Origin of the sequence: Streptomyces sp. NPDC057565 (genome assembly GCF_042801455.1) — a bacterium.
GTDB classification, from domain to species: domain Bacteria; phylum Actinomycetota; class Actinomycetes; order Streptomycetales; family Streptomycetaceae; genus Streptomyces; species Streptomyces yanii.
This window is the reverse complement of record NZ_JBHVFU010000061.1, coordinates 18,009-30,145: the sequence shown is the minus strand read 5'-3', so window position 1 is coordinate 30,145 and position 12,137 is coordinate 18,009. Positions and strand designations below refer to the sequence as shown.

Sequence of the window (12,137 nt, the reverse complement as noted above, 5' to 3'; positions counted from 1 at the left end):
CCCCACGACGGCCCAGGGAGCGTGAGGGAGGGGAAAGTGTGCAGGTCAAGCCGCAAGCTGCGTCAGTACCGCTGGTTGAGGTACCCCAGCAGCTCGTGGTGGAGCAGGCCGTTCGAGGCTGCCGCGTTCCCGCCGCCCGGACCGGAGACTCCGTCCAGGCTGGTGAACCGGCCACCCGCCTCCTGGACGATGATCGCGTTCGCCGCCATGTCCCAGAGTGAGAGCTCCGGCTCCGCGCAGATGTCGACGGAGCCCTCGGCGACCATCATGTACGGCCAGAAGTCGCCGTACCCACGCGTGCGCCAGCAGGCCCGGGTCAGGTCCATGAAGCCGTTGAGCCGGCCCTGCTCCTCCCAGCCGGTCATCGAGGCGTACGCGAACGAGGCGTCCGCGATCCGCTCGACCTTCGAGACCTGCAGCCGGGTCGCGGAGGTGAGGCTGCGGCCGGAGTACGCCCCCGCGCCCTTCGCCGCCCACCAGCGGCGGCCCAGCGCGGGCGCCGACACGACACCGACCACCGGCTGGAACCCGTTCTCGCCCGCCTCCATCAGTGAGATCAGGGTCGCCCAGACCGGGACACCGCGGACGTAGTTCTTGGTGCCGTCGATCGGGTCGACGACCCAGCGGCGCGGACCGGTGCCCTCGATCCCGTACTCCTCGCCGAGGATCGCATCGCGTGGACGTGCCCGATGGAGGTGGCCGCGGATCAGTTCCTCGGCGGCCTTGTCGGCCTCGCTCACCGGCGTCATGTCCGGCTTGGTCTCGACCTTGAGGTCCAGAGCCTTGAACCGGTCCATCGTCGCCGCGTCGGCGGCGTCCGCCAGCACGTGGGCGAGGCGCAGATCATCGTGGTAATCGGGCATGTCGTCACAGTATCGACCGCAGGTGAACAGGGCTACACGGCCCCGGCGGCTGCTCGGAGTCTTGACAGTGCCCGGTGACGCGTCAACTCTGAACCGCAGAGTCCCTGGCGTGGGAGGCGACGATGCCGACAGCGCGCGAAGCATTGCTGGACGCCGCCCTCTCGGCGCTCACCACCCGGCCCTGGCCGACCGTGCGGATGGTCGATGTCGCGTCCGCCGCCGGAGTCTCCCGGCAGACCCTCTACAACGAGTTCGGCAGCAAGGACGGCCTGGCCCGTGCTCTGGTCCGGCGCGCTGCCGACGGCTATCTCGCCGGTGTCGAACGGGCGCTGGGATCGCCCGGCGGCACGGGGGACAGACTCGCAGCGACCGCTGCCTGGACAGTGCGGGCGGCCCGGACGAACGCACTGGTCAGGGCGTTGCTCACGGGTTGCTGGAGCGAGCGATTACCCCGTCCCGTACGCCTGGCGGCGCCGACCGGTTCGTCCGTACCGGCGCAGCGGCGGGCCGATGCCGGACCGCCGACCCCCGTCGAACTGCTCGGTCTGGTGTGCGCTCGCGCGGTGGCCGCGCTGGACGAGGGGCGCTCGCCGCACGACCCGGCGGCACTGGCCACGACCTGCGAGATCGCGATGCGGCTCGCGCTCTCGTACGCGGTCGCCGCGTCCGCCCTCCCCTCGGACGCGGCTCCGCTGGTCCGCGAGGCGGTGGAGCGGTGGCCCGCGGCGTGACGGGCGGGCCGGCGGCGCCCCGGAGCGCGAGCGCTGCGGGGCGAGGTGCCGGCCGTGGAAGCGGCGGGGCACGGCGCCGCCTGTCACTGTCAGTGGGACGAGCCCGACAGCTGCAGTCCGATCACACCCAGGATCACCAGCGAGATCGACACCAGCTTGAGGGTGGAGACCACATCGTTCAGGAAGACCATGCCGTAGATCGCCGTGCCTGCCGCGCCGATGCCCGTCCAGACGGCGTAGGCGGGCCCCACGTCGAGCTTCTTCAAGGAGAGCGTCAGCAGCCCGAAGCTGCCGAGTGCGAAGACGCAGAACGCGATGGTCGGCCAGAGCCGGGTGAAGCCGTGGGACAGCTTCAGACAGACGGCGAAGCCGGTCTCCAGAAGTCCAGCGACCACGACCAGCAGCCACGCCATCGTCAGTGCCCTCCCACGTCGGTGACTGCGCCGTCCCGCTGAGCGCGATTATGCACTTACCGTCAGCAGCAGGTCGCAAACGTACCCGGGTCAGTCGCCTTCGCGTCGTTCCCGGGTGGCCAGCAGCCGGTGCAGGGAGTCCAGCCGTGCCGGATCGGCGTGCCCAGCGGCGACCCAGGCATCCAGCGCGCATTCCGGTTGGGTGGCGTCATGGGTGCAACCGCGGGGACAGTCCTCGGTGCCCGGCTCCAGGTCGGGGAACGCGTGGATGACCCGCGAGGGGTCGATGTGGTTCAGCCCGAAGGAGCGCACTCCGGGGGTGTCGACCACCCAGCCGCGCCCGTCGGGCAGCGGCAGCGCGAGCGCCGAGGTGGTGGTGTGCCGGCCGCGGCCCGTGACCGCGTTGACCACACCCGTCGTACGCCGCCGGTCCTTCGGCACGAGGGCGTTGACCAGGGTCGTCTTCCCGACACCGGAATGCCCGACAAAGGCGGTCACCCGGTCGTTCAGCTGCTCGCGCACCCGGTCCGCCGCATCGCCGTTCTCCAGCTCCTCGCGGCTGGTGACGATGTACGGCACCCCCAGCGGGGTGTACGCCTCCAGGAGCTTGTCCGGCGATGCGAGGTCGGACTTGGTCAGGACCAGGAGCGGGGAGAGTCCGCCGTCGTACGCCGCCACCAGGCAGCGGTCGATCATCCGCGGGCGGGGTTCCGGATCCGCCAGCGCGGTGACGATCGCCAGCTGGTCGGCATTGGCGACGACCACCCGCTCGTACGGATCGTCGTCGTCCGCCGTCCGCCGCAGCACCGAGCGGCGCTCACCGATCCGGACGATGCGCGCGAGGGTGTCCTTGTCGCCGGACAGATCGCCGACGATCGAGACGGTGTCGCCGACCACCGCGGCCTTCCGGCCCAGCTCCCGGGCCTTCATCGCCATGACCGTACGGCCGTCGACGAGACACGTCAGGCGGCCGCGGTCCACGGTGAGGACCATGCCTTCCTCGGCGTCCTCGTGCTTCGGGCGGGTATGTGTACGAGGCCGGTTGCCCTTCGGGTTGGGGCGGAACCGGATGTCGTCCTCGTCGGGGTTCTTGCCGTAGCGACGCATGATTCAGGCCCCGAGCATTCGGGTCCACATCTGCGGGAAATCCGGCAGGGTCTTGGCGGTTGTCGCCACGTTCTCGATCTCCACTCCGGGGACGGCAAGGCCGATGATCGACCCGGCGGTTGCCATCCGGTGGTCGTCGTACGTATGGAAGGTACCGCCGTGCAGCGGGCGCGGCTCGATGTGCAGCCCGTCGGCGGTCTCGGTGACGTTGCCGCCGAGCTCGTTGATCTCCTTGGTGAGCGCGGCCAGCCGGTCCGTCTCGTGCAGCCGCAGATGTGCGACACCGCTCAGTGTGGAGGGGGAGTCGGCGAGGGCCGCGACCGCAGCGATGCCGGGGGTCAGTTCGCCGACCTCGCCGAGATCCACGTCGATGCCGTGGATACGGCCCGATCCGGTGAACGTCAGACCGCGCTCGGTCAGTTCACAGCTGCCGCCCATGGTGGTGAAGATCTCGCGCAGCATGTCACCCGGCTGGGTGGTGTACTCCGGCCAGTCCGGGATCGTCACCCGGCCACCGGTGACCAGCGCCGCCGCGAGGAAGGGCTGGGCGTTGGAAAGGTCAGGCTCGACCGTCAGGTCGCGGCCGAGCAGGGCGGACGGGGACACCCGCCAGACATTCGGCTCGCCGCCCGTCTCCGGCTCGTCGACCTGGGCGCCGACGGCCCGCAGCATGTCGACCGTCATCCGGATGTGCGGCATCGAAGGAAGCCGGGAACCGGTGTGGCGTACCTCCACGCCCTGGTTGAAACGCGGCGCCGACAGCAGCAGCGCCGAGACGAACTGGGACGACGAGGAGGCGTCGATCGCCACCGGGCCGCCGTCCAGCGCCCCGCCACCGTGCACGGTCATCGGCAGCGCACCGCGCCCGTCGTCGTCGATCCGGGCGCCGAGCACCCGCAGCGCGTCGATCACGCCGGTCAGCGGCCGCTCGTACGCACGCGGGTCGCCGTCGAAGCGGATCGGACCGTCGGCGAGGGCGGCGACCGGCGGCAGGAAACGCATCACCGTTCCGGCGTTGCCGACGTCGACCGTGGTGGGGCCGTGCAGCCCGGCCGGAATGACCCGCCAGGCCTCGCCGGAGCCGTCCGGGCCGACGCCCTCCTCGATGCCGACGCCCATCGCGCGCAGCGCCTGCGCCATCAGCAAGGTGTCGCGGGAGCGCAGCGGGCGGCGCAGCCAGCCCGGCTCGGCGGCGAGAGCTGCCAGGACCAGCGCCCGGTTGGTGACCGATTTCGATCCGGGCACGACGACGGTCGCGTCGACGGCTCCGCTCGCATGGGGGGCGGGCCAGAGGGCGGGGTGCACGGAACTTTCGGTCATGGACCTCACTTTAGTGGCTCGCCGCAATCCCGGATCTTGATCAAATCGGCCGAAACCGGGGCGTAATAGAAGCATGGTAGGCGCCGCCACGGGCTGTCGTCCCTCAGCGGCCGAGCATCCAGCGGCCGCCGCCGATCAGCGAGCAGATCGACACCGCATGGAAAAAGCCCAGCCACAGCACGGCCGGCACATCCGTGAGCCGGGACAACTGGTCCGCGTCCGAGTCCGGCGCCCCGCCGCGCCGTCGCTTCGACTGCAGCTCGAACGCCGGACGTACACCCCCGAGCAGCAGGAACCAGACCACGGTGTAGCCGAACAGCGACTGCACCGCGGGTGAAGCCAGCCAGGAGACCAGCAGGAACGCCGCACCGGTGAAGATCACCGTGAGCGCCCCGTACAGATTGCGGATCATCACCAGCATCACCGCGAGCAGCGCGGTCGACACCCACAGCAGCAGCGTGATCCGGCCGTCGGTGAGCAGCCAGGCGCCGCCGAGTCCCAGCAGCGGCGGCGCGGTGTACCCCGCCGCCGCGGTGAGGATCATGCCGGCGCCGGTGGGCCTGCCGCGGCTCACGGTCAGCCCGCTGGTGTCCGAGTGCAGCCGGATGCCTTCCAGCCTGCGCCCGCTGACCAGGGCGATCAGCCCGTGCCCGCCCTCGTGGGCGATGGTGATCGCGTTGCGCGAGAGCCGCCACAGGACGTTCGGTACGACGGCGATGAGCGCGACCGTGGCCGTCACGACCACCAGCCACTGTTCGGGGGCGGGCTGGGTACCGAAGACGCGATCCCACAGATCGCCCAGTTCGGTGCTGTCCATGTGGGGGCGGCTCCTTGCGGTCGTGGCGGTGGGTCGTGGCAGTCTGGCACTTATGTGCGGACGGTATGCAGCGAGTCGGCGGCCCGAGGATCTCACCGGACTCTTCGGCGTCGAGAAATGGGAACCGGCGGAGGCGCTGGAGCCCGACTACAACGTGGCGCCGACCAAAGAGGTCTACGCCGTACTGGAACGTCCCGTGAAAGACGCGGATGATCAACGCCCGGTTCGCCAGCTGCGCGCCCTGAAGTGGGGACTCGTCCCCTCATGGGCCAAGTCCCCCGAGGGCGGAGCCCGGATGATCAACGCCCGTGCGGAGACCGTCCACGAGAAGCCGTCCTTCCGCCGCCCCTTCGTCTCGCGCCGCTGCATCCTGCCCGCCGACGGCTACTACGAGTGGGTCACCGGCGCCGACGAGCGGCAGCTGGAGGAGAAGGGGAAGAAGAAGCGGCCGCGAAAGCAGCCGTACTTCGTGACGCCCGCCGACGGATCGGTCTTCGCGATGGCCGGACTGTACGAGTTCTGGCGTGACCGGACGCTGCCGGACGACCACCCGCAGGCCTGGTGGGTGACCTGCTCCGTGATCACTACCGAGGCGGAGACAACCCCGCTCGCCGTCGCCCCCGCCGAGGGCCCGGGCGCGCTCTCCGACATCCACCCCCGGATGCCGCTGATGCTGACCCCGGACCGCTGGGACGCCTGGCTTGACCCCTCGCACACCGACGTCGAGGAGCTGCGGGCGCTGCTGGCACCGCCGCCCGGCGGACTGATGCGGGCGTACCCGGTGGCCACGACCGTCAGCAACGTCCGCAACAACGGGCCCGAGCTCCTGGAGGAACTGACCGCGCCGGAGGTCGGCACGCTCTTCTGACCGGGCAGGATGGGCGCTGTGAGTCGTAGAGAGACAGCCCCGACGGCCGAGACGGTCGACACCGCCACCGGGCCTGCCCGGATCACCTGGCTGCGCGCGCGCAGACCTCGTCTGGTGCTCGCCGTCAGCCACGGGGCGGGTGGCGGCATCGAGGCCCGCGACCTCCAGGCACTGGCCGCCGCACTGCCCGCACGCGGTGTGACCGTCGCCCTGGTGGAGCAACCGTGGCGGGTCGCCGGGAAGAAGCTCGCGCCCGCCCCGAAGACCCTGGACACCGGCTGGCGCGACCTGTGGCCCGCTCTCACCGCACCCGGGCTGCCCGTCGTCGCCGGCGGACGCAGCGCAGGCGCGCGGGTGGCCTGCCGCACGGCGGCCGAGCTCGGCGCGCACGCCGTCCTCGCGCTGAGTTTCCCGCTGCACCCGCCGGGCAGACCGGAGAAGTCCCGCAAGGACGAACTGCTCGGCGCGGGCGTGCCCACGCTCGTCGTTCAGGGCGGCCACGACCCGTTCGGTCGGCCGGCCGAATTCCCTCCGGGGGAGTACGAGATCGCCGAGGTGCCGTACGGGGACCACGGCTTCGCCGTACCGAAGAAGTCCGGACTGACCGAGGACCGGGCGATGGAACTCCTCACCACTGCCGTGACGGACTGGCTGGACCGACTCCCGTGACGCAGGCCCGTACATTTTTCGAGTGGATCTGATCACACCCGCGGGCGACCCGACACACCTCGGGAATGTTGCGTCGGGGGCCACTGTTGATGGGGACATCGGTACATCAACGTCCTACGTGGAGAGGGAGTCCGTCGCATGGGTTCGACCATCTGCCCGCGCCGCTCGAACGCCGCTGACCTGGAGTGGACGGTGCTGCACGCGGCGAAGACCACCCCCGGGCGGGCACGGAGCGGATCGGAACGACAGCCCGCGTCGAAGCAAGGTCGACTATTCTCCGATTCGAGCGGGTCCGGTCTCGGAACCGCCACAGCGTTGGAGGAGGTGGGTCCGGTCACCGGTACCGACACAGGGACCGACGACGGCCGCGCGGAGGAGACGACTGCCGAGCGCAATGCGCGCTTCGAGCGGGACGCCCTCGGTTTCCTCGACCAGATGTACTCGGCCGCGCTGCGCATGACGCGCAATCCCGCGGACGCCGAAGACCTGGTTCAGGAGACGTATGCGAAGGCGTACGGCTCCTTCCACCAGTTCCGCGAGGGGACGAACCTCAAGGCGTGGATGTACCGCATCCTCACCAACACGTTCATCAACTCGTACCGCAAGAAGCAGCGCGAACCCCAGCGCAGTGCCGCCGAGGAGATCGAGGACTGGCAGCTGGCGCGCGCCGAGTCGCACATGTCCACAGGTCTGCGCTCCGCCGAGTCGCAGGCGCTCGATCACCTGCCGGACTCGGACGTGAAGTCCGCGCTGCAGGCGATTCCCGAAGAGTTCCGCATCGCGGTTTATCTCGCCGATGTAGAGGGCTTTGCCTACAAGGAGATCGCGGACATCATGGGGACTCCCATCGGTACGGTGATGTCCCGACTGCACCGGGGCCGCCGCCAACTGCGCGGCATGCTGGAGGACTACGCCCGTGAACGCGGGCTCGTCCCGGCCGGCGCCGGAGAGTCGGACGATCGGAAAGGCTCGGGCTCATGAGCTGCGGAGAGCCGCACGAGACGGACTGCTCAGAAGTCCTCGATCATCTCTACGAGTTTCTCGACCATGAGATGCCCGACAGCGACTGCACCAAGTTCGAGGTGCACTTCGAGGAGTGCTCCCCCTGCCTGGAGAAGTACGGGCTGGAGCAGGCGGTGAAGAAGCTGGTCAAGCGCTGCTGCGGTCACGACGACGTGCCGGCCGACCTGCGCTCCAAGGTGATGGGCCGGATCGATCTGATCCGCTCCGGGCAGGCCGTGCCGGACCAGGACGTGGTGGCCGAGCTGCCGACCGCCGCCACGGACTGACCGGCGGTCACCCCTGAGGAGGGGGCCTTTTCCGCACGTCGAGGGCGTGCCACGACTGTCGTGGCACGCCCTCACTCTCACCACCGCCGACGCGTGCCCTTCACCCGAACGTGCTAATCGGGCTCAACCGTGCTCGATCGAGTGCCCAACTCGCTAGCGTGGCGCCTCCATTGACCTAGTTGGGGGGCGGGCAGGGCGGGTGAGAGGCACCGGGGGTGCGGCGCGCGCGGTCATTCTGGCCGCCGTGGTCTGCGCTGTCCTCTGTGTGCGGCCCGCGCTGCCGCCCGACGGTACGGAGGTGCCCTGGGGCACCGTCGGTCTGCTCACCGGGCTCTATCTGGCCTGTGAACTTCCCGGGCGCTGCCCGTTCTTCGGCAGCTCCGTGCCGATCGGTGCCGGATCGTTCTTTCCGCTGCTGCTCGCGGCGGCGTTCCTGCTGCCGCCCGCCGCCGCGGCGCTGGTCGCGATCCCCGGCTCACTCGCCGGCCGGGTGGAGAACGCGCCCGTCGCGGCCCGCCGCGTCTGGCGCACGGCCCAGCTGGTGATCACTGTCTGGGTGGCGTCGACCGTCCACGGCCTGCTCGGCGGCGGCGCCACGCTCGGCGGGCCCGGCCCCGGGCTGCTGCCCGACTTCCCGTACGCCGTCCTGCCCGCCTGCGTCGCCGCGCTGGCCTTCAGCCTCATCCTGACCGCCCTGGACGGCTCGATCCTGGCCGCGGCCGAACGGCTGCCCGTCAGGCGGGCCTGGAGCGGGCTTCTGCCGAGCTCGCTCGGACCACACCTGGTGCACGGGCTCGCCGGACTGATGATGGCCCTGCTGTGGCGCAGCTCGTACGGGCCGCTGTCGGCGCTCTTCGTCCTGCTGCCGATGTACATCTCCTGCTGGGTCTTCTCCCAGTACCACCGCCAGCAGGCCGCGCACCGCGCCACCATCCGGGCGCTGGTGCAGGCCGTCGACATCAAGGACACATACACCCGGGGGCACAGCGAGCGCGTCGGGCGGGCCTCCGTGTTGATCGCCAGGGAGCTGGGCATGGCGGAGGACCGGCTCGAAGTGCTCCGGTTCGCCGGGATCCTGCACGACGTCGGCAAGCTCGGCGTGCCGACGCGGGTGCTGCGCAAGGACGGGCCGCTCACCCCGGAGGAACGGCGCGTGATCGAGCTGCACCCGGAGTACGGCCACGAGATCGTCCGGGGCATCGGCTTCCTGGGCGAGGCGCGGGCGGCGATCCTGCACCATCACGAGCGGCTCGACGGCAGCGGATATCCCTACGGGCTGAGCGGGCGGGAGATTCCCGAGTTCGCCCGGGTCGTCGCGGTGGCCGACGCGTTCGACGCGATGACGTCGACGCGGTCGTACCGCAGGGGACGGTCGGTGCCGGTGGCGGTGGAGGAGCTGAAGCGCTGTGCGGGGACGCAGTTCGATCCGCAGATGGTGCGGGCGCTGGCGCGGGCGGTGGAGCGGTGCGGGTGGGCCGCGGAGTCGGTGGCGGTGACGGCGGACGAGGCAGTTCCGTTGCCGGGTGCGGGTGCGGGTGCGGGTGCGGGTGCGGGTGCGGGTGCGGGCTCCGGGTTCGTCCGGCAGGCGTCTGGTCCCCGGCCGCCGGACGGGCTCGGTGATGCCGACGGGCTCGACGGTGCGGACGGGCTCGACGGTGCCGCGGAACGTCCCCGGTGACCGGCGCCGTCCCTGCCGTCCGTGGCGGTGCCGTTGTGCTCGCCCTCGGAGGGCTGGCCCACACTCTCTGGCACGGAGTTCATGAACCCGGACATGCCCTTGCCTTCGGGGTGCTCATCACCGTCGGCGAACTTGCCCGCTGGGGTGCGCTGCCCGGGGAGCGGGAGCCCGCGCCGCTCGGGGCCGCCGGCGCGCTCGCGTACGCCCTGCTCGGCCGCAGTGGCGGGCAACCCACCACCCACGGGGTCCTCCAGGTCATCGCCGTTCTCGTCGCCGCGCAGCTGGTCGCCGCCGTGCCCCATGTGGCGCGCGGCAGCGGGCCCACCGCCGACCAGCTCGCCCGGCGGATCGTCACCGTCTCGTTCGCCGCCGTGTGCTTCCAGCCGCTCTACAACTCCGGCCGGACCGCCGACTGGTTCGGCGACGGACCGTTCTTCGCGCTCTTCCTTCTCGTCCTGCTCGGGCTCACCGCCCTGTGCGACGCCGTGCTCGGCGCCCTGCTGCTGCGCTCCGGCGCACTCCCTCATGGCGTCCGGAGCAGGGGAGGCACCTCCATCCCGTACGGACCGCTGCTCCGCGACGAGCTGCGCGCCCTTCTCGGCATCGGTTCGGCGGTCTGTGCGACCGGTGCGGTGATGGCGCTCGGGGTCGCGGTCGCCGGGCTGTGGGCGCTGCCCGTGCTCTGTGTGCCCCTGCTGCTGACCCAGGTGTCGTTCCGCAGGTTCGTCGCCGTACGCACCACCTACCGGCAGACCATCGCCTCGCTCGCCCGGTCCACCGAGATCGCCGGCTACACCCCCCACGGGCATGCCCGCAGGGTGGCGGTCCTCTGTACGGCCGTCGGCCGGGAGCTGGGGCTCTCCGGGGCCGAGCTCACCGTGCTGGAGTACGCCGCCCTGATGCACGACATCGGTCAGCTCTCCCTCGTCGACCCGGTGCCCGACGGGGCGACCGCCCCGCTGCCCGCCGCGGAGCAGCGCCGGATCGCGCTGCTGGGCGGGGCCGTGGTCCGGCAGACCGGCGTGGACTCCGAGATCGCCGTCGTGGTGGAGCGGCAGGCCGACCCGTACCGCGAGCAGCCGCTGCCCGCCCGGATCGTCCGCGCCGTCAACGCATACGACGACCTCTGCGGGGAAGGTCTCAGCGGCCCGCTCGGCGCTCTGGAACGGCTCCGGCTCGGCACCGCCCACGACTACCAGTCGGAGGTGGTCGAATCGCTTGCCAAGGTCCTGGCCCGGGGCGGTCTGACCCCCGTCCCACCTGGGTAACCCATGGGTAATGAGCGGGCGTCCTGCCAGGCATGGTTGGATGCGAAGGAGAGCGCAAGACGAGGGTGTCCAGTCGGGACAGGCGGGAATCGTGAGGATCTTCGGGAAGGTACGGCATCGGCCCTCCGCCTCTTGGCGGCAGGCCACGGACCGCGCGTTCACGCTGATCGGCGACGGCCGGTACGAGGACGCGGGCGCACTGCTGACACGGGCGGCGGACCTGGAACCCTGGCTCTCCGAGTCATGGTTCAACCTGGCGCTGCTGCACAAATTCCGGCATGACTGGGAGCAGGCGAGAGCGGCCGGGCTGCGCGCCGTCGCGCTCCTCGACAAGGAGTCCGGCGCCCCCGACTGGTGGAACGTCGGGATCGCCGCCACCGCCCTGCAGGACTGGCCCCTGGCCCGCCGCGCCTGGCAGGCGTACGGCCTGAAGGTGCCCGGCGCCGGCCAGCACACCGCGGCGGCCAACAGCGAGCCGGTCGGTATGGAGCTGGGCAGCGCGGCCGTGCGGCTGTCGCCCGAGGGCGAGGCCGAGGTCGTCTGGGGTCGCAGGCTGGATCCGGCCCGGATGGAAGTGCTGTCGATCCCGCTGCCCTCCTCCGGGCGGCGCTGGGGCGAGGTCGTCCTGCACGACGGGGTGCCGCACGGCGAGCGGGTCACCGCGGCCGGCCCCTCGTACCCCGTGTTCGACGAGATCGAGCTCTGGGCGCCGTCCCCCGTGCCCACCTGGGTGGTGCTCCTCGAAGCCGCCACGGAGGCGGACCGGGACGCTCTGGAGCAGCTGGCGTCCGATGCCGGGTTCGCCGCCGAGGACTGGTCGTCATCCGTACGGCTGCTCTGCCGGGCCTGTTCCGAGAGCCGGATGGAGAGCGACGAGGGTGACGGCGAGCATCTCGACCCGCACGACCACAGCGAGCCCGGCCATCCGGGTCCGCTCGGCCATCGCACCGCCGGAGACCTGTGGGTGCCGGAGCGCGAGTGCGGGATAGCGGCCCCGGCCGGGCTGGTGCGCGGGCTGCTGGACGGCTGGGTGGCGGACAGCCCGGACAGCCGTGAGTGGCGGGATCTCGAAGAAGTCTGCTGAGCCGTGCGTCTGCGGCCCGACCGCAGGCGA

General features: G+C 71.2%; 13 protein-coding genes. 8 read left to right on the top strand and 5 right to left on the bottom strand.

Annotated features, from left to right (window positions below):
• Positions 1–62: 62 nt before the first annotated feature.
• A complete protein-coding gene (hisN, locus tag ACFU8W_RS43780; RefSeq protein ID WP_384050278.1) occupies positions 63–863 on the bottom strand; it encodes a histidinol-phosphatase in 801 nt (266 codons plus the stop codon).
• Between the two features lie 122 nt (positions 864–985).
• Here hisN and ACFU8W_RS43775 point away from each other — a divergent pair, with 122 nt between their 5' ends.
• Positions 986–1,594 (top strand): TetR/AcrR family transcriptional regulator, encoded by a 609-nt coding sequence (locus ACFU8W_RS43775; protein WP_384050275.1) that lies wholly within the window; start codon positions 986–988, stop codon positions 1,592–1,594.
• An 89-nt stretch (positions 1,595–1,683) separates the two neighbouring features.
• On the opposite strand, the gene ACFU8W_RS43770 is transcribed toward ACFU8W_RS43775, so the two are convergent.
• From ACFU8W_RS43770 to ACFU8W_RS43755, 4 genes are all read right to left on the bottom strand, one after another.
• The gene (locus ACFU8W_RS43770) at positions 1,684–2,007 is read right to left on the bottom strand and encodes a multidrug efflux SMR transporter (protein WP_345510443.1); all 324 of its coding nucleotides are present in this window, start codon (positions 2,005–2,007) and stop codon (positions 1,684–1,686) included.
• Between the two features lie 90 nt (positions 2,008–2,097).
• Complete coding sequence (gene rsgA, locus ACFU8W_RS43765) at positions 2,098–3,114, bottom strand: ribosome small subunit-dependent GTPase A (RefSeq protein WP_345510441.1); 1,017 nt, start codon at positions 3,112–3,114, stop codon at positions 2,098–2,100.
• 3 nt (positions 3,115–3,117) lie between these two features.
• The gene (aroA, locus tag ACFU8W_RS43760) at positions 3,118–4,434 is read right to left on the bottom strand and encodes a 3-phosphoshikimate 1-carboxyvinyltransferase (protein WP_384050271.1); all 1,317 of its coding nucleotides are present in this window, start codon (positions 4,432–4,434) and stop codon (positions 3,118–3,120) included.
• 103 nt (positions 4,435–4,537) lie between these two features.
• A complete protein-coding gene (locus ACFU8W_RS43755; RefSeq protein WP_384050268.1) occupies positions 4,538–5,251 on the bottom strand; it encodes a M50 family metallopeptidase in 714 nt (237 codons plus the stop codon).
• A gap of 52 nt (positions 5,252–5,303) precedes the next feature.
• Here ACFU8W_RS43755 and ACFU8W_RS43750 point away from each other — a divergent pair, with 52 nt between their 5' ends.
• The 7 genes from ACFU8W_RS43750 to ACFU8W_RS43720 all read left to right on the top strand — a co-directional run bounded on the left by ACFU8W_RS43750 (position 5,304) and on the right by ACFU8W_RS43720 (position 12,107).
• Positions 5,304–6,119, top strand: coding sequence for an SOS response-associated peptidase (locus ACFU8W_RS43750; protein WP_345510437.1), 816 nt, complete (start codon positions 5,304–5,306; stop codon positions 6,117–6,119).
• Positions 6,120–6,137: 18 nt separating this feature from the next.
• Positions 6,138–6,788, top strand: a complete 651-nt coding sequence (locus tag ACFU8W_RS43745) for an alpha/beta family hydrolase (RefSeq protein WP_384050265.1) — start codon at positions 6,138–6,140, stop codon at positions 6,786–6,788.
• A 324-nt stretch (positions 6,789–7,112) separates the two neighbouring features.
• Entirely contained in the window at positions 7,113–7,769 is a 657-nt protein-coding gene (locus ACFU8W_RS43740) for a sigma-70 family RNA polymerase sigma factor (protein ID WP_266990480.1), read from the top strand.
• Positions 7,766–8,077 carry a mycothiol system anti-sigma-R factor gene (rsrA, locus tag ACFU8W_RS43735; protein WP_327244436.1) on the top strand — a complete coding sequence of 104 codons (312 nt, stop codon included), beginning with the start codon at positions 7,766–7,768 and terminating at the stop codon, positions 8,075–8,077. The genes ACFU8W_RS43740 and rsrA overlap by 4 nt, the downstream gene beginning before the upstream one ends.
• A 199-nt stretch (positions 8,078–8,276) precedes the next feature.
• Entirely contained in the window at positions 8,277–9,755 is a 1,479-nt protein-coding gene (locus ACFU8W_RS43730; protein ID WP_384050261.1) for an HD-GYP domain-containing protein, read from the top strand.
• A complete protein-coding gene (locus tag ACFU8W_RS43725; RefSeq protein ID WP_384050258.1) occupies positions 9,752–11,023 on the top strand; it encodes an HD-GYP domain-containing protein in 1,272 nt (423 codons plus the stop codon). The genes ACFU8W_RS43730 and ACFU8W_RS43725 overlap by 4 nt, the downstream gene beginning before the upstream one ends.
• Before the next feature lie 91 nt (positions 11,024–11,114).
• Positions 11,115–12,107 carry a tetratricopeptide repeat domain-containing protein gene (locus tag ACFU8W_RS43720; protein ID WP_037689618.1) on the top strand — a complete coding sequence of 331 codons (993 nt, stop codon included), beginning with the start codon at positions 11,115–11,117 and terminating at the stop codon, positions 12,105–12,107.
• Positions 12,108–12,137: the final 30 nt, after the last annotated feature.

Coding starts and splice junctions, on each gene's coding strand:
- hisN (WP_384050278.1), bottom strand. CDS start 863: ATGCCCGATTACCACGATGATCTGCGCCTCGCCCACGTGCTGGCGGAC.
- ACFU8W_RS43775 (WP_384050275.1), top strand. CDS start 986: ATGCCGACAGCGCGCGAAGCATTGCTGGACGCCGCCCTCTCGGCGCTC.
- ACFU8W_RS43770 (WP_345510443.1), bottom strand. CDS start 2,007: ATGGCGTGGCTGCTGGTCGTGGTCGCTGGACTTCTGGAGACCGGCTTC.
- rsgA (WP_345510441.1), bottom strand. CDS start 3,114: ATGCGTCGCTACGGCAAGAACCCCGACGAGGACGACATCCGGTTCCGC.
- aroA (WP_384050271.1), bottom strand. CDS start 4,434: ATGACCGAAAGTTCCGTGCACCCCGCCCTCTGGCCCGCCCCCCATGCG.
- ACFU8W_RS43755 (WP_384050268.1), bottom strand. CDS start 5,251: ATGGACAGCACCGAACTGGGCGATCTGTGGGATCGCGTCTTCGGTACC.
- ACFU8W_RS43750 (WP_345510437.1), top strand. CDS start 5,304: ATGTGCGGACGGTATGCAGCGAGTCGGCGGCCCGAGGATCTCACCGGA.
- rsrA (WP_327244436.1), top strand. CDS start 7,766: ATGAGCTGCGGAGAGCCGCACGAGACGGACTGCTCAGAAGTCCTCGAT.